This is a genomic window from Streptomyces sp. NPDC049040, from assembly GCF_043197715.1.
Taxonomy (GTDB): Bacteria; Actinomycetota; Actinomycetes; order Streptomycetales; family Streptomycetaceae; genus Actinacidiphila.
In genome coordinates, this window is record NZ_JBICTO010000005.1 from 422,774 (window position 1) to 442,555 (window position 19,782).

Annotated in this window: 16 protein-coding genes and 3 pseudogenes; 8 read left to right on the forward strand and 11 right to left on the reverse strand. The window is 70.8% G+C overall.

Translation table 11 applies throughout. From position 1 onward, the window contains the following. Positions 1-10 precede the first annotated feature (10 nt). Positions 11-469 (forward strand): annotated as a pseudogene (locus tag ACGFMP_RS17630) (ATP-binding protein); the annotation flags it as partial. On the opposite strand, the pseudogene ACGFMP_RS17635 reads toward ACGFMP_RS17630, so the two are convergent. Together ACGFMP_RS17635 and ACGFMP_RS17640 are read right to left on the reverse strand one after the other, a co-directional pair. Continuing rightward, a pseudogene (locus ACGFMP_RS17635) lies at positions 452-632 on the reverse strand (hypothetical protein); the annotation flags it as partial. The pseudogenes ACGFMP_RS17630 and ACGFMP_RS17635 sit on opposite strands and share 18 nt — an antisense overlap. A 73-nt stretch (positions 633-705) precedes the next feature. Next, positions 706-804 (reverse strand): annotated as a pseudogene (locus ACGFMP_RS17640) (IS5/IS1182 family transposase); the annotation flags it as partial. 259 nt (positions 805-1,063) lie between these two features. Between ACGFMP_RS17640 and ACGFMP_RS17645 the strand changes: the two are divergent. Both ACGFMP_RS17645 and ACGFMP_RS17650 read left to right on the forward strand, forming a co-directional pair. Next, positions 1,064-1,531 carry a hypothetical protein gene (locus ACGFMP_RS17645; protein ID WP_393673301.1) on the forward strand — a complete coding sequence of 156 codons (468 nt, stop codon included), beginning with the start codon at positions 1,064-1,066 and terminating at the stop codon, positions 1,529-1,531. An 888-nt stretch (positions 1,532-2,419) separates the two neighbouring features. Further along, complete coding sequence (locus ACGFMP_RS17650) at positions 2,420-4,465, forward strand: tetratricopeptide repeat protein (RefSeq protein WP_393673302.1); 2,046 nt, start codon at positions 2,420-2,422, stop codon at positions 4,463-4,465. A 29-nt stretch (positions 4,466-4,494) separates the two neighbouring features. On the opposite strand, the gene ACGFMP_RS17655 is transcribed toward ACGFMP_RS17650, so the two are convergent. The 4 genes from ACGFMP_RS17655 to ACGFMP_RS17670 all read right to left on the reverse strand — a co-directional run bounded on the left by ACGFMP_RS17655 (position 4,495) and on the right by ACGFMP_RS17670 (position 7,281). Next, a complete protein-coding gene (locus tag ACGFMP_RS17655) occupies positions 4,495-4,701 on the reverse strand; it encodes a hypothetical protein (RefSeq protein WP_393673303.1) in 207 nt (68 codons plus the stop codon). 9 nt (positions 4,702-4,710) lie between these two features. After that, complete coding sequence (locus ACGFMP_RS17660; protein ID WP_393673304.1) at positions 4,711-5,013, reverse strand: hypothetical protein; 303 nt, start codon at positions 5,011-5,013, stop codon at positions 4,711-4,713. 123 nt (positions 5,014-5,136) lie between these two features. Next, positions 5,137-5,556, reverse strand: coding sequence for a hypothetical protein (locus tag ACGFMP_RS17665; protein ID WP_393673305.1), 420 nt, complete (start codon positions 5,554-5,556; stop codon positions 5,137-5,139). A gap of 753 nt (positions 5,557-6,309) precedes the next feature. Beyond that, positions 6,310-7,281, reverse strand: a complete 972-nt coding sequence (locus ACGFMP_RS17670) for a hypothetical protein (protein WP_393673307.1) — start codon at positions 7,279-7,281, stop codon at positions 6,310-6,312. 870 nt (positions 7,282-8,151) lie between these two features. Between ACGFMP_RS17670 and ACGFMP_RS17675 the strand changes: the two genes are divergently transcribed. The 4 genes from ACGFMP_RS17675 to ACGFMP_RS17690 all read left to right on the forward strand — a co-directional run bounded on the left by ACGFMP_RS17675 (position 8,152) and on the right by ACGFMP_RS17690 (position 12,154). Next, the gene (locus ACGFMP_RS17675) at positions 8,152-8,631 is read left to right on the forward strand and encodes a replication-relaxation family protein (protein WP_393673308.1); all 480 of its coding nucleotides are present in this window, start codon (positions 8,152-8,154) and stop codon (positions 8,629-8,631) included. Beyond that, positions 8,625-8,831, forward strand: a complete 207-nt coding sequence (locus ACGFMP_RS17680) for a hypothetical protein (RefSeq protein WP_393673309.1) — start codon at positions 8,625-8,627, stop codon at positions 8,829-8,831. The genes ACGFMP_RS17675 and ACGFMP_RS17680 overlap by 7 nt, the downstream gene beginning before the upstream one ends. Before the next feature lie 539 nt (positions 8,832-9,370). Beyond that, positions 9,371-11,446, forward strand: coding sequence for a WD40 repeat domain-containing protein (locus tag ACGFMP_RS17685; protein ID WP_393673310.1), 2,076 nt, complete (start codon positions 9,371-9,373; stop codon positions 11,444-11,446). Between the two features lie 282 nt (positions 11,447-11,728). After that, positions 11,729-12,154 (forward strand): hypothetical protein, encoded by a 426-nt coding sequence (locus tag ACGFMP_RS17690; RefSeq protein ID WP_393673311.1) that lies wholly within the window; start codon positions 11,729-11,731, stop codon positions 12,152-12,154. Positions 12,155-12,557: 403 nt separating this feature from the next. Here ACGFMP_RS17690 and ACGFMP_RS17695 read toward each other — a convergent pair whose 3' ends face one another. The 5 genes from ACGFMP_RS17695 to ACGFMP_RS17715 form a co-directional block, all read right to left on the reverse strand. Next, the gene (locus tag ACGFMP_RS17695; RefSeq protein ID WP_393673312.1) at positions 12,558-12,761 is read right to left on the reverse strand and encodes a hypothetical protein; all 204 of its coding nucleotides are present in this window, start codon (positions 12,759-12,761) and stop codon (positions 12,558-12,560) included. 93 nt (positions 12,762-12,854) lie between these two features. Next, positions 12,855-13,178, reverse strand: a complete 324-nt coding sequence (locus ACGFMP_RS17700) for a rodlin (protein WP_393673313.1) — start codon at positions 13,176-13,178, stop codon at positions 12,855-12,857. A 272-nt stretch (positions 13,179-13,450) separates the two neighbouring features. Beyond that, the gene (locus ACGFMP_RS17705; protein ID WP_393673348.1) at positions 13,451-14,386 is read right to left on the reverse strand and encodes a transposase; all 936 of its coding nucleotides are present in this window, start codon (positions 14,384-14,386) and stop codon (positions 13,451-13,453) included. Beyond that, a complete protein-coding gene (locus ACGFMP_RS17710; protein ID WP_393673314.1) occupies positions 14,305-15,222 on the reverse strand; it encodes a transposase in 918 nt (305 codons plus the stop codon). The genes ACGFMP_RS17705 and ACGFMP_RS17710 overlap by 82 nt, the downstream gene beginning before the upstream one ends. Positions 15,223-15,460: 238 nt before the next feature. Beyond that, positions 15,461-16,138, reverse strand: a complete 678-nt coding sequence (locus ACGFMP_RS17715; protein ID WP_393673349.1) for a DUF6233 domain-containing protein — start codon at positions 16,136-16,138, stop codon at positions 15,461-15,463. 450 nt (positions 16,139-16,588) lie between these two features. Between ACGFMP_RS17715 and ACGFMP_RS17720 the strand changes: the two genes are divergently transcribed. Next, positions 16,589-18,469 carry an IPT/TIG domain-containing protein gene (locus ACGFMP_RS17720; RefSeq protein WP_393673315.1) on the forward strand — a complete coding sequence of 627 codons (1,881 nt, stop codon included), beginning with the start codon at positions 16,589-16,591 and terminating at the stop codon, positions 18,467-18,469. Positions 18,470-19,782 lie beyond the last annotated feature (1,313 nt).

The following is a 19,782-nucleotide window of genomic DNA, read 5'->3' on the forward strand; positions in this document are numbered from 1 at the left end:
CCCCCTGCCCATGAGCGACACCACCAGCACCCTGTCCGTTCCGCGTCCCCGTGCCCAGGCCCCGGCCTCCGCGGTCGCCGCGACCTCTGGCGCTGCCCTCGACGGGGCGATCGCGCTGACACGCAAGCTGAAACTCCCGCACATCCGACGCGCCCTGACCGAGATCGTCCCGGTCGCCAAAGCCCAGCGCTGGGACCCCGCCGAGGTCGTCCGGGCACTGCTCGCCGAGGAAGCCGCCGGGCGCGATGCCTCCAACCTGCGCACCCGCCGCCAACGCGCGGCGTTCCCCACCGGCAAGACCTTCCACATCTGGAACGAGGACGCCTCCTCCATTCCGGTCCCCATCCTGTCGTCGCTGCGGACCCTGGAATGGGTCGGCCGCCGGGAGAACCTCTGCGTCGTCGGCCCGTCCGGGACCGGAAAATCGCACTTCTGCGAAGCTCTGGGACAGGCCGCCGTCGAGGACGGCGACGGAAGGTGAACCAGGCCGGGTCGTCCTCGTCGGGCTGGATGACGACGAAGGTGTTGTCCGAGTCGTTGAGGTCCTCGATGAGCATGAACAGCATGTCCTCGGACGGGTCGTCGACGTGGTCGCCGCTCTCGCTCTCGGCCCGGTGGTGCGTAGCCCCCATCGGCTCTGCCTCCCCTCACCCCGCTGACCTGATCGCGGTCAGGATGACATGCGGGACCGACTCGTCCGTCAGGTCACAGCCATTCGTTGATCGCGGCGATCAGGACGGTCGCTTCGAAACGGACCGCGAGTTTGTCGAAACGGGTGGCCACCGCCCGGTTCCGCTTCAGCCGCTCTCGCCGACCGCCTGCCGGAAAACGGCTGGACCCTGGCGAAGAACGGCCCCGACTCCAGCCAGAGCAGGAACCAGCAGATCCTGGCCGTCCACATGGCGACCCGTGCTCAACTCGAAGCCACCATGAGGAAGGGCATCCACGGACGGGATCCGCTGATCATCTTCTCCGTCGACTCGCGTTTCTTCATCCCTGTACAGGAGTCCCTCTGATGCCGGCAACAACCCGAGCACGCTATGCCTGGCGAGGCGCGGCGCTCGTGTTCGCCCTCACACAGGCCGCAGGATGCGGTGCGGGCCACAGCACGCCGGTCCGCGACCCGCAGGCTGTCACTGACGAGGTCAGCACGCAGACCGACGCCGTTGTCACCATGACGCAGGTCAAAGGCAGGATCACCGGAGGCGGCGTCACCGAGGTCTCCTGCAACTACGACAGCGACGACGACCCGAACCGCGAGATGCTCAACATCTGGTCCCTGACAGAGGTGGACAACACCACCCTGGGCAAGGCGATGGCCAACCTGGTCGCGGGCCTCCCAGAACAGGGCTGGAAGGTGGTGAAGAACGGCCCCGACAGAAGCCTGAGCAGGAGCCAGGAGATCCAGGCCGTCCACCTGGCCACGAAAACGCAGCTCGACGCTACCTGGCACAAGAACCTCCAACGCGGCGATCCAGCGATCGTCTTCGACGTCTACTCGCGCTGCTTCCGCAAACCGAGCGACAACTGACAACGAGCACGCCCGAATCCCTGGTGGTCCGACCGCCCCAGGACGACCGGGATGCCGAGCAGCCGGAGACGACCGCACGGGAGCAAACACCCTGACCGACCGCCTGCAGAGCCACGACAACTACTGCCGCACACCGTCGGCAGGGGACGGTCTGGACCGCGAGTCGGAGCTTTGGGACAGCCCATCTCGTTCTGCCCTCGCACCGCACCGCACCGCCGTACGGGACGGCGCACGCAGTCGTCCCAGCCATCCCCTCCCGGCTTGCCGGCCTGGTGCCCACCGCGCCGTTCTGCCCGGCCGGGGCGGGGTGTTTGCGCTGGGTCGATGTCGATAGCGAGATTCGACCCCGGGCCTGCGTACCGGTACCACCTGAGAAGTGTGGCGGTGGGCGATGGCCACCGGGACCGCGACGTGCCGCTACCGGTCGGCCAGGAGTTGGCCGGGGTGCCATCGGAGTAGTGGACCGGCCGCGAGGCGCCGCTGCTGGGGATGTCGGGTGTGGTGACCGAGGTGGAGATGGCGGCGCTGTTCGGGCAGGGCCTGCACCCGCACCCGGAGATCCTCGTCCCCGATGCGGGCCACCGACGAGTTGGGGTTTTCGGGGTGACGGAATGCCGGGTGTGTGCTGGGCTTGGTTGCTGAGGCATCCGGCCCTGGGGGACGGGGGGTGGGCCGGACAGTGCGGGAGGGGAGCCGATGGGTCGGCGGCGTGGGCGGGGCGGGGGGTCACGGCCGGCGGTTGGCGCGGGGGATGGTGGCACGGCCGTGGGCGGGAACGTGGATCTCCGCGCCGCGGGCGGGTCGTTGGCGGCGGCCCGGGTCGACGGCGATATCAACTTCCATGCGCCCCCGCGACAAGCCGTGGACTTGCCGCATCAGGTGGGAGTGGTGCCGTCCCGGGCACGGTCCTTCCAGGACCGTGCCGAAGCCGAACGGTTGCGGGCGGCGGTCGACGGTGGTGGCACGGCGGTGCTGTGCCAGGTGCTGACGGGGATGGGCGGGGTCGGCAAGACCCAGTTGGCGGCGGATTTCGCGCACCGGGCCTGGGACGAGCACGAGGTCGAGATGCTGGTGTGGGTGACCGCGGTCTCCCGCAGCACGGTCCTGGCCGCATACGCGCAGGCCGGTGAGGAGTTGTGCGGGGCCGACCCGACCGATCCCGAGCGGGCGGCGGCGGCGTTCCTGGCGTGGTTGCGGGCCCGGTCACACCGGTGGCTGGTGGTACTCGACGATGTCGCCGACCCCGCCGACCTGGCGGGTCTGTGGCCGCCCGACAATCCCGCCGGGCGGACCCTGGTCACGACCCGGCGCAGGGATGCGGCGCTGGCCGGTCAGGGCCGCCGTATCGACGTCGGCGTCTTCTCCACCACGGAGGCCGCCGCGTGCCTGTCCGGAGCGCTGGCCGCGCATGGCCGTACCGAACCCGACCAGCAGCTCGCGGCGCTTGCGGAGGATCTGGGGTGCCTGCCGCTTGCGCTGTCGCAGGCCGCGGCCTACCTGGTCGACCAGGCCCTCAGCGCAGCGGACTACCGGGTGCTGCTGGCCGACCGCACCAGCACCCTGGACCGCGCCCTGCCGGCACCTGGCGGTCTCCCGGACGGTCAGCGCCACCGGGTGAGCGCTGCCTGGTCGCTGTCGGTGGACCTCGCCGACCGCCAGGGCCCGCCCGGCCTGGCCCGCCGCTTGCTCGAACTGACAGCATTGCTCGACCCCAACGGCATCCCCGCGGCGGTCCTGACCTCCCACCCGGCCCGTGCGTGGTGCGCCCAGCAGGAGACGAAGCGGGAGCGCCGGTGGTGGCGGCGCGGCGCGGACGTCGTGGCGGCGGTGTCTGGGGAGCAGGTCTACCAGGCGCTGCGGGTGCTGGACCGCCTGAGCCTGATCGACCACACCCCTGACACCCCGCACCAGGCTGTTCGCGTCCACGCCCTGATCCAACGCACCACCAGCGACACTCTCACCCCCGACCGGCACACCGCCTGCATCCGGGCGGCAGCCGACGCACTCCTGGCTGCCTGGCCCAAAATCGAACGCGACACAGCCCTCGCCCAAGCCCTGCGCGCCGGCACCGCCGTCCTGGCCAACCGCGCCGAACCCGCACGGTCCCTCCACCGGCCCAACACCCACGCGGTCCTCTACCGGTACGGGGAAAGCCTGGGCGAATCCGGGCAGGCCGTTGCCGCCTTCGACCACTTCCGGCAGCTCAGCCACACCACCCGCCACGACCTCGGCCCCGACCACCCCGACACCCTCACCGCTCGCCGCCACCTCACCCGGTGGCAGGGCGCGATGGAGGACGAGGGCGGCGCCGCAGCCGCGACCGCAGAACTGCTGGACGACTTGGTGCGGGTGCTCGGCCCCGACCACCCGGACACCCTGACCGCCCGCGGGGGCCTTGCCTGGTGGCGGGGGCAGGCGGGGGACCCGACTGGTGCCGCTGAGGCATTCGCCGAGCTGCTGGAGGACCGGCTGCGGGTGCTCGGCCCCGACCACCCGGACACCCTGACCGCCCGCGGCTACCTCGCCTGGTGGCAGGGGATGGCAGGGGATCCGGCCGGCGCCGCAGCCGCGGTCGCCGAGCTGCTGCGGGACCGGCTGCGGGTGCAGGGTCGCGACCACCCCGACACCTTCACCACCCGCACCGACCTCGCCTGGTGGCAGGGGGAGGCAGGGGATCCGGCCGGCGCCGTGGAAGCGTTCGCCGACCTGCTGCAGGACCGGCTGCGGGTATTTGGTCCGGACCACCGGTACACCTTCGCCACCCGCAGCTACCTCGCCCGGTGGCGGGGGATGGCGGGGGACGAGGGCGGCGCTGCAACCACGTTCGCAGAGTTATTGGACGACTTGGTACGGGTGCTCGGCCCCGACCACCCCGACACCCTCACTGTCCGCGACCTCCTCGCCCACTGCCGCGAGCAGGCGAACAAACCGTAGGAGAGCACAAGAGCCGGGAATCCCGCCCGTCACGCCCGGGAACGGTCTTGTACGGAGCGCTGAAAGCCAGAGGTCACCGCATTTCGTCGGCGGTCCGGCGTCATGACGACGATTCCGGCGGCCTCGTTGAACTCGTCCTCGCCGACTTCGCGGTAGCCGTCCGGGCCGATCCCGAGCACGTCGATGTCGACGCCGATCGACATCCACCTGCCGCCGTCGTTGACGAAGTAGTGCATGCCGGGCTCCTATCGAGTGACCACGAGCAGGTCGGTGTCGGTGATCCACTGGTTGAACGTGACGCTCCCCGCGATCACGTGGACCGCCGGGCAGACACGGGCTGCGTAGCCGGTGTGCGGGGCCAGTCCGGACGCCTGGGAGACGCCGAAGCTGTGCCGCTCGTGCCGGGCGGGGCCGTTGGCGTAGACGCCGTGCAGGACCCGCACCGCCAGGGCGCCGCCGTTGATCTGGATCGCATCGGCCAGCTCGAACTGGGCGTTGGCCGGCCAGGCCAGTTCGACGTGCGCGTTGAACCGGGCGGAGAAGCTCATGCCCCGGCAGGTGGTGAGGCTGTCGGCGGTGTACGTGCCCTCGGACCAGGCGGCCGCGTCGACGAGGCTGAAACCCGCCCCCTGCGTTGACCGTCGGGGTGGGGGTGGCCTTGGCGTGTGCGGTCAGCGTTTGATGCGGCCGCGGACAGCGAGGACGGCCAGGCCGAGGAGGACGGGTTCGGTCAGGCGTGAGGCCATTTCGGTGTAGGTGCCGGCGGTGGTGAGGTCCTTGCCGGAGGATCGGAAGATCACGGAGTGGCGCAGCCCGTACCCGGACAGGCCCCAGTACGCGGTGAGCAGGCCGCGTTCAGCCGGCGGTGTGCGGGGGTCGGCGCGGCGCGTCTCCATCTCGCCGTAGTAGAAGTCCGCGGCCCCGGGCGCGTTGCTGGAGTCCTCATACGACTTGCGCAGCGCCCGGTAGGCCGCGGCCAGAGCCCGCGGCTGCACCACATCCCCGCCGGCACTGGCGGGGGGTGGCTGCCAGCCGGCGACGGCGTGGGGAACGCTCTGGCCCCAGTGGTGTTCCTCGGCCAGCGCCCTCAAGGCGCAGCTGGTCCAGGTGGACCGTGCCGGCGAACAGGCACCGGCTCAGGTCGAGGTCGGTCAGGACCAGATGGGCGGCGTCCACCCCCCGCAGCGAAGTCACCGGCACCTGATCCGTCGGCATGCCACCAAGCACGCTCTCAAGGACTGGCGCGCCTGCGTGGCTCGTGAAATTGCGTGGGCGGGCGGCGACGGTCACAGGGTATTCGGCTACCGCGTCGGTCAGATCCACCTCGGCGTACCGCAGCCACACCATGGCCATCTGCTCCCACCGCGTCCGCCGGAAGATCACGGCAGCCGACGCAACCTCCACCGTCACCGCCGTCCCGAACGACGCACGCGACAACACCACCGTCCCTGCGCACACCAACGGACCCAACACCGACGTCCCCTTGAACACTGCTGCATCGAACCGGACGTCCGCGGTGAAGATGGCGGAGCCTAACCAGGCGTCCCCGGTCAAGGCGGCGGAGCGAACCGGGTGTGTCCAGTCAACGGCTGATCTTGGTTGTTGGACCCTCGATACGGCCTCTGTCCGACAGAGCCACCGGCCGTCTTACTGATCGGCCCGGCCAGCCGTCTCACGCCCGGACCGCTCTGGCGTCCGTATCCGGGCCGGGCTGGGTTGTGCCACTTGGTGTCAGCGGGGCAGCCAGGGCGGCGTACAAGGACCGGGCACGGGCCCTGGGGGAAGTCCGGCCTCGGCCCTTCACGCGCTGCTGCTATCAAGCCGTGCCCTGTGCGTGTTCTGCTTCAGGCGCTCTCGCGCGGCGGGGCGAGCGCGGGGCTGACGAGCGAGGTGAGGACGTTGCGGTACTCCGCGGGCCGCGCTTCGTAGTCGAGCCACGCCGGAAGGGCTCCCGGCCCGTCGCCCGGGGTGCGCAGCAGGTCGACTGACGTCTGCGCGAACTGCTCGGGCAGTCCGCGCGCCTCGGCCTCTTCCACCACTGCGTGCAGCTTGCCGATGGCGACACGTGCCCGGTTTCGCTCCTCGGTCCCTGCGTCCAGCATCTGCCGCCACCCTTCGGTCGGCTCGGCCTCGGCCAGCAGGCCGTCCAGCCGCGCTGCGAGTTCCTGTCCCGCGGCGGCCACGTACGTGGCCTGGGGGCCGGCGTTGACGAGGATCTGCACGGCGGTGAGCAGTGCGGCGGTCTGCGGGTCCGTTCGCTCGCCGTCCGCTGTCAGCGCCCCGATGCCGCCGCTGCCCCAGGCCTGTGCGGCGGCCCGCACCGCTTCCACTGCCCGCTGGTGGTCCTGTGCCGCGAGCGCAGCGGCTTCTCTCAGCCGCCTGGCCCGGCGCACGGTCTCCGGGCGCACTCCGCTGAGGCGCGTCACGGCGCGGATGCTGCCGCCGATGACGCCGACGCTCAGCGCGAGCACGGAAACGGAGATGAGGACGTCGGAGGCGTTCGTCTGCCACGTCTCGTCGTCTGCCGAGTACAGGCGGTCCTTGTACGGGCCGCTGGTGACGACGAAACCTGTGTCCCAGCCGGCCCCCTGGGGCACCTTGAGGAGCGAGTCGCGGTCGGCGTCGCAGTGGAACGGCCCCTTGCGGTCGTGGCCGCTGACCGGGTCGTGCCACTGCACCGTGCAGGTCCCGTCGGCATCCTCCTGGAGCACGGTCAGCTCGACCTGCTTGCTGGGCGCGTTCTGCGGATCAGCCCAGTAGAAGCCGATGCCGCCGGCCATCAGGACCAGTCCGAGAGCGGTGATCCAGCGGAACACAGGCCGATGCTTCTTCATATTCCCCCCCGGGAACGCTCTGGCACACCTGACTCAGGATACGGGTCATGAAGGTGCTGTTGGGCCCGGTGGCCCTGGTGCGTTGTGGGTTTCTGTTCCCCGGCCACGCCCCGGGCCTGCCAGCCGCGGGCACGGACCATCTCCGCTCGCGCGGAGAGCACTACAGCTGCCGGCCGCTCAGGTGCGTGCCTTCCGGACCATCTCCGCGCGAGCGGAGGTGATCCCCGAAGCGGATGGCGATGGCGCCGATGGCGATGTGCTCTCCACTCTCCTTGGCCGTACCTGGCGGAAGCTGGCGGCCGCTGGTTGTGTCGGCCGGGGAGGAGAGCCGGGCCGGGCGACCATGGACAGCCTCCGCAGCCAGATGTCGCAGGCAGGCTCACGTGGCGGATGCGGCAGGCTCGGTGACCAGATCGGGGGGAAGCAGGCGCGGCGGCCGCGGTCGACGGTGCGGGACCGGATGGACGTGCTGCGGGTGCTGGGTGTGCTGGAGGTGGCGATGGCGAGGCAGATCGTGGGATTGGTCCGCCCGCACCTTCTCGACGACAGGGCGATCCGCAACGCCCTGCTGCTACTCCAGGCCGACAAGCTGGTGGTCGTCGAGGGTGGCACGGCGGGTCCGGCGGGGAAGTTCGGTGCGCCGGACCGTGTGGGTGAGCCGTCGCGGAAGCTGTGGTGCCTGACACCGGCCAGGCCTGGGCGCGGCCGCGGAGCAACTCGGGCGCGAACAGGACGTGATGGGCGGCCATTTACCCGCGGTGCGGGTATCGGGGGCGTGCCGCACGCGATGGCGGTCAATGCCACGGTCACGGCCTTCATCTGCGGCGGCAGAGCACCGGGTGCTGCGGCCGGATGGGCGGCCTCGAGGCATGGCGCACCGAGGTGCCGCACCCGCTCACCGGCTCGGGCAAGCGGAACGTCCGCGCCGATGCGATGTTCCAGGACAAGGCCGCAGGTGTGCGGTTGCTGATGGTGGAGGTCGACCGGGCGACCGAGCCCGCGCACGTCCTGGCAGACAAGGCCGGGTCCTACGCGGACTGCTACGCCCGCCGGGTGCGGCCTTTGGGGCTGCCGGGCCCCGGCCGCGGCACGATCGGCGAGATGAACACGGTGCCGTCCTGGGAGACCCTCTGCCCCCGCACCGGCCTGTCGGGTCTGCCGCCGGTGGCGATCGTGCTCACGGGGGCCGGCCCCACCGCGTTGGCCAACCGTATGCGCGCGGTCGCCGGGCTGTCGTGCGAGTTCTGGGCCGGGACCGAACACGCCGGCTACAGCCACCCCGATGATGGCGGTTCCACCTCGACTTCACCGCCAGGGTCCCGGTGGTGGTGACGACACGGGAGCGTCTGCAGCAGCACGGCCCGATGGGATCGGTGTGGTTCCGCGTCGCGCGGGAACGCGGCCAGGAACTCGAGCCGCTGCTGCAGGTGCTCTCCGACACCCACACCGCAGCCGGGTATCGCCGGCGCCGCAGGCAGAGCCGGCGTGCCGTGGAGGCTGCCGAAGCCGGGAGGCAGGAGGCAGCGCCGTGACGCAGCCGAGCGGCAGTCGCTGGATGAGCGGTGGGAGGGCTCGGAGTGGTTCGGGAAGCGGGAGCGGAGGGTGAAGAAGCTGCTGCTCGGCTGTGGGATGAAGCCGGGTCCGCCGACGGTGGACGGTGGACTCCGGGCCCGCGTATCTCACTGTGGCGGCAGTCGTGGGGGCCGGGGGTGCCGCTGCAGCGGGAGGCTCGTGACCGGGTGCCGGTCCGCGGGCGCCGCGGCGGGATTGAGGGTGGTCCGGCTCGTCCCGCCGAGTCCGTGGTGGTCGTGTATGAGGAGCGTGATCTTCGCCTGCTCCCGCGTGCCCCACGGCGGGCGGCCCTGCGCATCCGGCGGGGGCCGTAGGTTCCCGCCCTGTGGCGGGCCGGCCTGAACGGGGTCGTCCCGGGTGCGGGCCCCGGCGGGTTCCTTGATCCTGGACGGGCGGGATGCCCCATCGGGGCCGTCCGGATGATCGTAGCCGTCCAGGGAAGAGAGCGCGCCATGGCAGTGCCGAGCGGGGACGACGTCGGACATCGGCGGGTCGGGGCATGACGACGCGGCAGGCGAAGCTGGTGGGTTTCCTGGCTCCGGGCGGCGAGGACAGGGCGGCGTTCGGCACGTCGTGGAGCGCGGACAGCCGATGGGTGGCGACCGGCTTCGCCGACGGGACGGTGCGTGTCTTCGAAGCCCGCACGGGCGTGGAACGCTGCCGGATCGCCGGGTCCCCCAACGTCGTCGCCTTCAGTCCCGACGGACAGTGGCTGGCGATGGGGTTCGACACGGTGCGGGCCGTGGTCGTCGATGCCGCGACCGGCGCGGAGCGCTGCCGCATGGAGCACGCCGTCGGCACGCCGGAGGAGCGCGGCACGTCCTGCCTGGCGTGGAACAGGAACGGCAGACGACTGGCCACGGGCGCGGACGACGCGGCCCTGATCTTCAACGCCGCCACCGGCGCGCTGGAACTGGCGTTCCCGTCCGGTGACACCCAGTGGTACCCGGTGAGGTGCGTGGCCTGGAGCCCCGACACCCCGGGCCTGCGGCTGGCTGTCGGCTTCGGCTCGTCGGCCGCCGCGGACACGCAACGGGGCCTGGTGACGATCTTCGACACCGACGGCGGGATCGTGATGGCGCAGGTCGCGATGACCGGCGTCGTCAACAGCGTGGCCTGGAGCAACAGCGGAAAGTACCTCGCCGCCGCCTGCGGGGACGGGAGTGCGATGGTGGTCCACTCGACCACCGGGACGCTGCGCACCCGGCTCCTTGAGCCCCTCGATCTCGACCACCAGGTGGGGGGCGCGGTGTTCAGCCCCGACGACGCGTCGGTGGCACTGTCCGGAGCCGACTACACGGTCCGCCTCTTCGACGCGGCAAGCGGTGCGGAGAGGTACCGGGTGGCGCACGGGTACACCGCCGGCATCGCGGGTTTCAGCCGGGACGGCCGATGGCTGGCCACGTCGTCGTCCGGGATCGTCGTCGACGCGCCGCCGGGCACGGAGGGCGGCGGGCTCGTGTTCGACGCGGCGACGGGGAAGAAGCTGTCGCTCCTGGGCTTCTGTGTGAGCGCGGCGTTCAGCCCGGACGGCACGCTGGTCGCCGCGGCCGGTGGTCCCTCCGACGGCGTGACGCGGGTCTTCGACCCCTTCGCCGACCAGGAGCGCTGCCGACTGACCCACGGCGGCCCTGTGAACGCGGTCGCGTTCAGCCCGGCGGGCGGCCAGGTGGCGACCGCCTCCCAGGACGGGACCTCCCGGGTCTTCGACGCCGCCGGCGGCACCCAGGGGAGCGGCCAGATCTCCAGCGGCACCGTCACGGCCGTGGCGTGTTCGCCCCTGGGCGCGATCGCCAGCGGCGGCAGCGGCGGCAAGGTCCGGCTCTGGGACGCGGCCACAGGCGCAGTCCTGAAGGAGATGGTCCACGGCGGGGCCGTGTCCGCCGTCGCGTTCAGCGAGGACGGGCTGTCCCTGGCCACGGGAAGCGCGGACGGCAAGGCCCGGGTATTCGCGGGTGACACCGGCGAGCCAAGGTTCGAGCTCACGCACGGCGGCGAGGTCGGGACGGTCGCGTTCACGGGGGACGGAAAGTGGCTCGCCACCGGCAGCGCGGACACGGCGGCACGGATCTTCGACGCCGGGACGGGGACCGGCCACGCGGTACTGAGCCATGCCGGGCCGGTGCACCACGTCGCCTTCAGCCAGGACGGAGCCTTTCTGGCCACGGCCTCCGCCGACCGGACGGCGCGGGTCTTCGACCGCCAGACCGGCGCCCAGCGGTACCAGTTGACCCACGGCGGCTCCGTCCTGTCCGTCGCGGTCAGCCCGGCCGGCCTGCTCGCCACCGCCTGCGACGACGAGCTCGTCCGGCTGTTCCGCCTCGCCGACGGCGCCGAGCTCTTCCACTGGCAGATCGGCGCCCCGGTGCGAGCGGTCACCTTCAGCCCGGACGGCCGCCGCCTCGCATCCGCGTCCGCCGGCGGCACGGCCGGCCTCTTCGACCCGGCCGCCGGCGTGCAGATCCTGCGCCTGGACCACGGACTCCCGGTGAACGCAGTGGCGTTCAGCCCCGACGGGCAGTGGCTCGCCACCGCCTGCGACGACGGAGCCGCCCGGGTCTTCACGGCGGCGTGAAAGCCTCCTTGAGTGCCGCGGGGCAGCAGAATTCCCGGCCGTCCCGGAGGAGGAGGGTGCTCATGGTCGCGACGTTGGCTTTGTTCACGTTCAGCAGCAGCGTTGTCTGCCGGTTTGGGCGTCAGTTGATGATCACCGGGTCTCGGAATGTTCACGAGAGACAGCGTCAGCGCATGGACCAGCGCGGCCTGGACCGCTGGCTCGGGTGGCAGGGGACATGTTGGCGCCCCGGAAGGACGTTCGCCGCCCGCCGTCCAACCTCTCCTCTTGAGGGGTGGGATTATGGAAAAGTCGATCTTGGTTGAGTCCATCAGGTACTCCGCTGTGTGCCGGGGATGCGGTGCTGAGGCGGAGTGGTGCGGTGTTCAGGCGCTGGTGGGCGAGGCACTGCGATGGGATGGTGAGACGACGTGTCCGGCCTGTGGGTTTGCCCTGGCCGTGTGTGGCGGTGACCTGCCGGAGGAAGTGCGTGGCCGACTGCTCTCCGAGCACGGGCGGGCGGGGTTGCGGGTGGCTCCGCCGACGAAGAACGTCGCCATCATGCGGGTGCTGCGGGCGGAAGTCGGCATCGGCCTGGAGGGCGTCCGGGCTGTGCTGGAACAGGTATTGACCGGGCAGTACTCAGGGACCCTGCCCGAGATGGAGCTCCTTGCGCGGAAGCTGCGGGCATCAGGCATCGAAGCGGCCGCTTCGCGGACGGTGGATTGAGTGAGCCTGCCGGGCGGAACGACTGGGTTCGGCGAGGACGGGCCGGCGCCCGGAGGGAGGCGGGCCCTCGAGGTAGGAAGTGGCAGCGGACAGCCGGCCTTGGCCGATTCCTGGGCGCGGGCTCGGGTGCTGGCGAGGCGGTAGGAGCCGGAACAGCGCGCAGCCGCTGCTGGTCAGACGGGGCGTCCTGGTGCGGCCCATGGCGACCCGGGCGGAGCCGGTGACGCCCGATCCCCGGGACCGGCTCCTGCGGGTCGAGCGCCCGCGATCGGCCGGCGGCCGCGCTCCGGCATCGGGTACCGGGTTTGTGGGAGTGCGCCTGGTCGTTCCTGTTCGGTGACTGGGGCAGGAATGTGCTGTTGGGCCTGTACGCAGGGGCCTTACGGGTCGGCGGCCGGGAGGGTTACGGCTGGACGGGATCCTGGGTGTGGCGGATGAGTTGCTCGGTGCGTTCTCGGTAGGCGGCGAGGGCATCCGCTCGGCCGGGCAGAAGGAGAGTGAGCGCGGTCTGGTAGACCGCGACGGTGGGCCAGGCGGGGCTGTCGCCGTGGAGGGGCATGTGGCGGCCCCACTCGTCCCACATGGGGTCGCCCGACGCGATGGTCATGGCGTCCGGGACTGCTCCGGCATCGAGCCCGGTAGTGGAGCGGTCACCCTGACGGTTCCCCGAACGCTTCCGCAGAGCCCCCCGGTAGGGGGGTCAGTCGCCTCGGGCCTGAGCGGACTTCTCGGCGCACTGCTGGTCCTGCGGGTTGTTCGAGGCGTTGACGTCCTGGCCCCCGACATTGACCAGCCCGATCAGCGATTGTGCGTCGACCTTGGCGGGCAGGCCGACGCACGGCTTGTCGATTGAGCTTTGGACCGTCCCGAACTGAGGGCTCACGGCCTCTTGGCTCTTCTGGTTGCCGAAGACCTGGGACGCGTTGTTGCCGTTGGCGGTGTTGACGTCGTCGTCGTTGCCGATGGCCGAGGCGTTGGCGGTGGCGGCCAGGCCGAGGGCAGCGAAAGCGGTACGGATACGCATGGACCCTGCTCCTTGGTGTGCGGGGGCGCTCGGGTGGGTTCCGTCTCCGGGGAGGCGTTGCCCGCGACACCAAGGTGCCCGCGTAGGACCATTTACCAAGCAAACTGGGAGTCAAGCACCCGAACGGCCGACAGGGGATTCCTGAGCCCGGTGCCCGGGATTGAGGGTCTGACTGCGCTGTCCGCGAGGCTGGTGCCGCGTCACCGGCCGGGGCCGCTCCGGCCTTAACGACGTCCGAGGGTTCAGAAACAGGCACTACGCTTGTTCTTTATCTACCAAGATCTTCCGGGCTTGCCGATGGCCTTGAGGGTCTCGGGGCGTTTGACGGTTTTACCGACGTCGTAGCGAGGTGCCCGGTGTTTGTTCTTGGCGCCGGATGGCCGTCCGTGGCCGGCGCCTCGGGGTTTGGGAACACGGGCCGGGCAGGCGAGGTGAGCGCGGATGTTCCTGAACCCGCGACGGACCCGGGCTGGGGTGAGCCGGTCGGCGGTGGCGGCTTGTTCCGAGGGCCGGCGGAGGTCCGCGGCGAGGGGCCGGGCGAGCCGGAGCTGGTTGTGGGCGACGATCAGGATCCAGGTCCAGCGGTCCGCCGCCTCGGGAGTACGGAGTTTCGGAGTGGTCCAGCCGAGCGTCTGTTTCGCGAAGCGGAAGGTGTGCTCCAGATCGAAACGGCGGAGAAATGCCTGCCAGAAGCGGTCCACGTCGTCCGGGGTAGCGCCGGTCTTGGAAGACCACAACCACACCGGTGGGGCATCCCGGCCCATCGACAGATGCTCGACCTTCAACCGCATCAACGTTCCTTCGACCAATGGCAGTTCACCGTCGTGGTCGTGCCAGGAGGAGCGGTGGGAGAGCCGGGGGTGGACCCGGTCCCAGGCCTGGGTCTCGGCCTTGCCGTAGTCGGTCGTGTCCGTGACGGTAGTGATCGCGGGCTCGGGCCGGGTCTCCGGCTTGGCGAAGCGGAATTCCGGTCCGTGCTTGGGCGGCCGTCCGTTGACGCCGTGCGTCCGCGGTGGCTTCGGAAGCCGCATGACACGGTCGGAGCGGACCCGGCCCACCAACTCGACCGGCAGGTCGCGCAGGACCCGGGCCAGGAGGGTGACGTCATAGCCGGCGTCGCTGACGATCACGATGTGCGGGTCATCGGCCAGCCATTGGCCTGCGGCGATGAGCCGCTCGACGACTCCTCGGAGCTGGGCTGCGGTGATCGCGGTCGCGTCGTCCGCCGGACCGAGCCGGACCGCGTCCAGGATCGCGGTCCAGGAAGTGGCACCCGGCTCCAGCACGGCAACGAAGGAGTAGGGCCAGCCCGGGATGAACTGCGATGCCGTCTTCGCGCGGCCGTAGACATGGCAGAACAAGCGCTCCGCTGAGCACGGCGCGTCCCCGAGCGGAGCCACGGCGACACATCGACGGCCAGGACCAGGCGCCCGCCGTCGAACCGCGGCAGCGACAGCCCGGCCAGCGCCGTCCGCAGCCGGCCGACGTCGATACGGCCGTGATTCAGGCCGCCGTACATCGCTCCGTGCCCACGACGGTGCTCGGGCAGCAGCGTCAGATCCACCTGGGATTTCACCGCGCCGTCCGCACACAGCACCGCGTCCGCCAGCTCGAACAACTCGTCACGCCGGGCGGTCAGGCACTCGTAGAACTCGTCCCGGAAGCGTGACGCTTCCGCGAACGCTTCCCGCCGGACTTCGTGGTGCAGCAGACTCACCCTCGCGGCCTTCGTCGTGGTCACGTGCACTCCATGGTCGGAGCACATGATCAGGCGAAGGCCGCCCCCGCGTCCGCCGAATCCCCAGGCGAGCGAACCCGTTCGAGACGCCGTTCGACCTTGTGCCACCATGTACGGCATGACGACCAACCGAAAGGCCCATGCCGCGTAGACGGCCAGGACGCATCCGGGCCGGACTTCCGGACCGGCAGCAGTCATACCGCCCGAGGCCGGCCATCGATCGCCTCTCCCCGCGAGCGCTGTCCGAGATCGTTCGCCTTGAACGCACGCGGAACTACCTCCAACCGGGGGACATCGACTCGGCATTGCGCCTGTGGAAGGACTACGTTCACCGGCCCGCCCGCGAGCTCTGGCACGACGATGAGTTCGGCAACCTGCACTGGTACTGCTGCGGCAACCCTCTCGAAGGCCGTGCCCTACTCGACGGCGTGATCCGAGCGATGTCTCCTCGCGGAGCCCGCGAGCTCCGCAAGATCGTCGAAGAGCTCGACGCCTTCATGGGCCTGCCCGACCCAGCCTCAGACCGCAGAAGATAAAGAACAAGCTACGCGGCGGTGCGCAGCGGCCGGTCGGGTCGGCACATCTGGCACGGTGCGGCGTCGTCGCGGGTCAGGACGGCGCGGGCCTGCTCGGTGGTGGCGGGCCGGGTGAGGTCGCGGGCCGCGTGGCAGTCGCCGCGGTGCACGACGTGGGCCGGGCCGCGTTCGGGCCCCGAAGTACACCTTCTCTTCGACCTTCCAGGCCGGGGTGACCCCGGGCCGCTCGGTCGGGACCTGGTCGTAGGGCTGGCCGTCGATCGGCCGACACAGGGCGGCGGGGGCGTGGAAGTCGACTGCGGCGGGCAGGGCCGGGAGTCGGCCCCGGTCGCTGCTTTGGTGGGGGACGTGGATCTGCAGGTCGTACCACCGCCGTCGGGCTCCTTGCGCCGGGACTTCACCACGGCGTACAGGTGCCGCCCGTCCGGGAGGGTCAGGTCGACCAGTGGCCCGTCGGCGTGCGGCAGCGCAGCCGACTGCCCCACGCCGTGCTCTTGGTCGTCGCTCACCACGGCGACCAGCGCATGGACGTCTGCGATTCGGCCCTGTTCGCGGACCTTCTGGAACGAGCTGTCTGTGTTCGGCGACGTCGCCCTTTGGAGGGTAGGGATTTCTGCTCGGTGGAGCGCCGGTTGGCGGATGTCGATGCTGCTGGCGGTGCCGTTTGCCCAGGTGCTGCCATTCACCGCTGTGCGAGCGTCAAACGGCAATTCGTCCAATTTCAGCTTGAAACGGTCGATATTTGATATCCAGCCACGATGGATAGATATTTGACGCAAAGAAATCGCTTATCAGTCATTTTCGGTCCAGTTCGGACATCTGGCATGGTGCAGGGCGGATCGTTGAGAGCATGCGGGGACTTGGCTGTGCCTGGTCCTTGAGGGCGCGTGCGAGTCGCTTGCTGTCGCGGCCCGGACTGGGCGGGGGTGGTGGGCGGGGGCGGGCAGGCCCGGCGGTGAGTGCCGCGGGGGCGGCTCCGTCCTGTGCGACCGCACTGCTGCCGGTTTCCCGGGGCCTGCCGGTCCCCGCCGTGGTGGTGCGGACCGGAAGGAGAGACAGTGACGTCTTCCCGTTCTCGCGGAGCCCGGCCGTTACGCCTGATACGCCGCTCCCGCCACCGTTCCGTCATTGCTGCGGTGTGTTCTGCCGTCCTGGCCTTGACCGGCCTGGTCGCCCTCGCCGCCACGCCGGCCCAGGCGAGCTCCGGGGCCCGGATGGCCTACGTCTCGAACCTGCGCGGCAATTCGGTCTCGGTCGTCGACACGGCGACCGGCACGGTCACCGCGACCATTGCCGTCGGCCGGTTCCCCGAAGGGGTGGCCGAGTCTCCCGACGGCTCCCGCGTGTACGTCGCCAACGACGGGGACAACAACGTCTCGGTCATCGACACGGCCACCAACACGGTCACCGCAACCGTGCCTGCCGGCGTGATCCCGGGTCCCGTGGCGGTCTCCCCCGACGGGACCCTGCTCTACGTCGGCGGCAACATCGCCACGGCCGTCGGCGGGATCACCGTGATCGACACCGCCACGAACACCGTCACCGCGACCTTCGCCACCGGCAGCCAGCCTTTCGGTATCGCGTTCACACCCGACGGCGGCAAGGCTTATGTGGCCAACTTCGTGGGCAGTTCGGTCTCGGTCGTCGATACCGCCACCAACACTGTGACCGCGACCATCAGCGACCCCAACGCCAGGACGCCGGCAGCTGTGGCCGTCTCTCCCGACGGCGCCCACGCCTACACGGCGAACTTCAACAGCAACACCGTCTCGGTGATCGACACCGCCACCAACACCATTACCGCCATCATCCCCAATCCCGGCGGACCGGAGGGAATCGCGGTCACCCCGGACGGCACGCACGTCTACGTGGCCAACGCCAACGCGGGCAACATCTCGCTCATCGACACTGCCACCAACACCGTCACCGGCACGACAACCGTCGGCTCAGGGCCCGTCGGCGTCGCGGCCGACCGTACCGGCGGCAGCGCCTACGTCACCAACTCCGGCGCCAGCACGGTCTCGGTGATCGACACGGCCACAGGCACCGTCACCGGCGCCGTCCCGGTGGGCACCACCCCGTTCGGCGTCACCGTGACGCCCCCGCCGGTCGCCGTCACCGCAATCACCCCCGCTCAGGGCCCGGCCTCCGGCGGCGGCACCGTCACCATCACCGGGACCGGCCTGGCCGGCGCCGGCGCCGTGAACTTCGGCGGCACCCCGGCCACCGGCGTCACCGTCATCAACGACCTGACCGTCACCGCCACCATCCCGGCCCACACCTCCGGCACGGTGGACGTCACCGTCACCACCCCCGCCGGCACCAGCCCCGCATCGGCAGCCGACCAGTACACCTACCTCGCCCTGCCGACCGTGACCTCGGTCAGCCCCAGCAGCGGACCCACCGCCGGCGGCACCCCGGTCACCGTCCACGGCGCGGGCCTGGCCGGCGCCACCGCCGTCACGTTCGGCCCGGGCAGCCCGGCCACCACAGTTTCCTGCACCACCGACACCGCGTGCACCGCCACCTCCCCCGCCCATACGGCCGGCACGGTCGACATCCAGGTCACCACCCCCGGCGGCACCAGCGCCACCAGCGGCGCGGACCAGTTCACCTACGTCGCGCCGACCGCCGACATCGCCGTGACCACCGGCGGCCAGCCCCATCTGGGCGTCCTGGTGCCCTACCTCACCTACACCCTGACCGCCCACAACAACGGCCCCGACGCGGTCACCTCGGCGACGATCACCGCGAGTCTCCCGTCGGGCGTGGGCGCCACGAACCTCTCCTCCGGCTGCACCACCGCGACGGGCTCCGTGACCTGCTCCTACGGCAGCATCGCCAACGGGGCCAGCAGCGCGAAGTCCTTCCGCGTCCCGCTGACCCTGCTGTCCCTCGGACCCGTTTCGGTCACCGGCCTGCGCACGGCCTCGGCGCCCACGGACACCACGCCGGCCAACGACACCAGCACCGCTACCTGCACCGTCATCTCATTCGTCCTCGCCACCTGCCTCTGACCCTTCCCGCCGCTCGGCGGTCCGGCATACGCACCCGCCGGACCGCCGGGTGCGGCCACGGAGGGGCGGCGGTCGGCGCCGTTGTGCCGGCTGGGCTGCTGGCGTTGCGGCAGGCGGGTGCTGCGGCCGGTCCGAGCACGGCGGCAGAACTGTGCCTGAGCGCTGTCCCGCACTTCGTGCTCGTGGTGAACCTGGGGTCCGCGGAGCTGGACTGAGCCGGCGCCTCGGTCTGTATGCGACCGTCCTCAGCGGCCGGTCGGGCCGGCAGCCCGGCGCGGTGCTCTTGGTCCTGGTCGTCGCTCACCACTCCAACCTATTTCGATTCCCGTTCGATTCCATGGTGGACCCCGCTGTGGCGCCCTGCGTTCCACGGACATCGCTATCGCAGGTCACAGCTGTGGAACGGCGGTCGGCGGTGTGGCGTACGCGGGTGGGTGACCGGCCCTGTCGCCCATCTGTCCGCACGTGTATCGGTCTGGAATCGTATGGAACGGTGTGGAACGGGGCGTTCGCGCCGCCGTGGAACAGGGGCGCCGTCCCGCTGGCGCCGGGCGACCGCCGGGCTCAGGCTCCCCGCCCGGTCGCCGTGAGCCCGGTGGCCGGCTGCGCGGCGGGCTTCGCCCTGGTGTTCTTTACCCCGCATCCGTTGCGGGCGGGTGGTTTCGCCGGCTCCCGCTGTGGCGTCGGGGTGCGTACGGTCAGGGGCCATGGACGACATCGATTTGGCCGGCGATGAGCACCTGCGAGCGCTGGCCGCGTTGGAGGCCGTAGTCAGGGACGACGACGCCGCGTTCGCCGCGCTTGTGGGCCGGCCGGGGGAGTGGGCGCTGCCCGCGCTGCTCGCCGCGACCTGTTGGGGACGACATCGATCAAGCTCTGGCCCATGCAGCAGAGGTCAACGACCGCGATGGTGACCTTCTACGGGGCACCACCGACGATCTCGGTTCTGGCGACGGGCCTACGGTGGTCGTCCGGGACAATCGAGCCGACAACTCCGGGACTGGCCGTGTCGCTGCGGACAACGCTGCGCAACCGGCGAACCATCGTGTGGTGAGGGCTGTGGTGAGGGCTGTGGGGAAACGCGGACATCGCCGAGGACGGTCCTCCGGCAGAATCCCAAGCCGATCTCCGAACCCCGCAGACAGCGCAGACGCCGGTGAGGCGCGTAGGAGGCAGGACGCTCGCCAAGCCCTGGCAGCGCTGCGCCCGCAACAAACCGTCTCACCTCACGACCTGTGAGAGCTGCGGCGGAAGGCGGTGGAGCGTCCATGGCAAGAGGTTGCCGCCCTCCATGAGCGACTGACACGAGAAGG

Excerpts from the sequence above, each read along its gene's own strand:
- ACGFMP_RS17655 (WP_393673303.1), bottom strand. The coding sequence starts at position 4,701 with ATGCACTACTTCGTCAACGACGGCGGCAGGTGGATGTCGATCGGCGTC.
- ACGFMP_RS17660 (WP_393673304.1), bottom strand. The coding sequence starts at position 5,013 with ATGAGCTTCTCCGCCCGGTTCAACGCGCACGTCGAACTGGCCTGGCCG.
- ACGFMP_RS17675 (WP_393673308.1), top strand. The coding sequence starts at position 8,152 with ATGGGCGGCCTCGAGGCATGGCGCACCGAGGTGCCGCACCCGCTCACC.
- ACGFMP_RS17685 (WP_393673310.1), top strand. The coding sequence starts at position 9,371 with ATGACGACGCGGCAGGCGAAGCTGGTGGGTTTCCTGGCTCCGGGCGGC.
- ACGFMP_RS17690 (WP_393673311.1), top strand. The coding sequence starts at position 11,729 with ATGGAAAAGTCGATCTTGGTTGAGTCCATCAGGTACTCCGCTGTGTGC.
- ACGFMP_RS17695 (WP_393673312.1), bottom strand. The coding sequence starts at position 12,761 with ATGACCATCGCGTCGGGCGACCCCATGTGGGACGAGTGGGGCCGCCAC.
- ACGFMP_RS17700 (WP_393673313.1), bottom strand. The coding sequence starts at position 13,178 with ATGCGTATCCGTACCGCTTTCGCTGCCCTCGGCCTGGCCGCCACCGCC.
- ACGFMP_RS17710 (WP_393673314.1), bottom strand. The coding sequence starts at position 15,222 with ATGCCGAGTCGATGTCCCCCGGTTGGAGGTAGTTCCGCGTGCGTTCAA.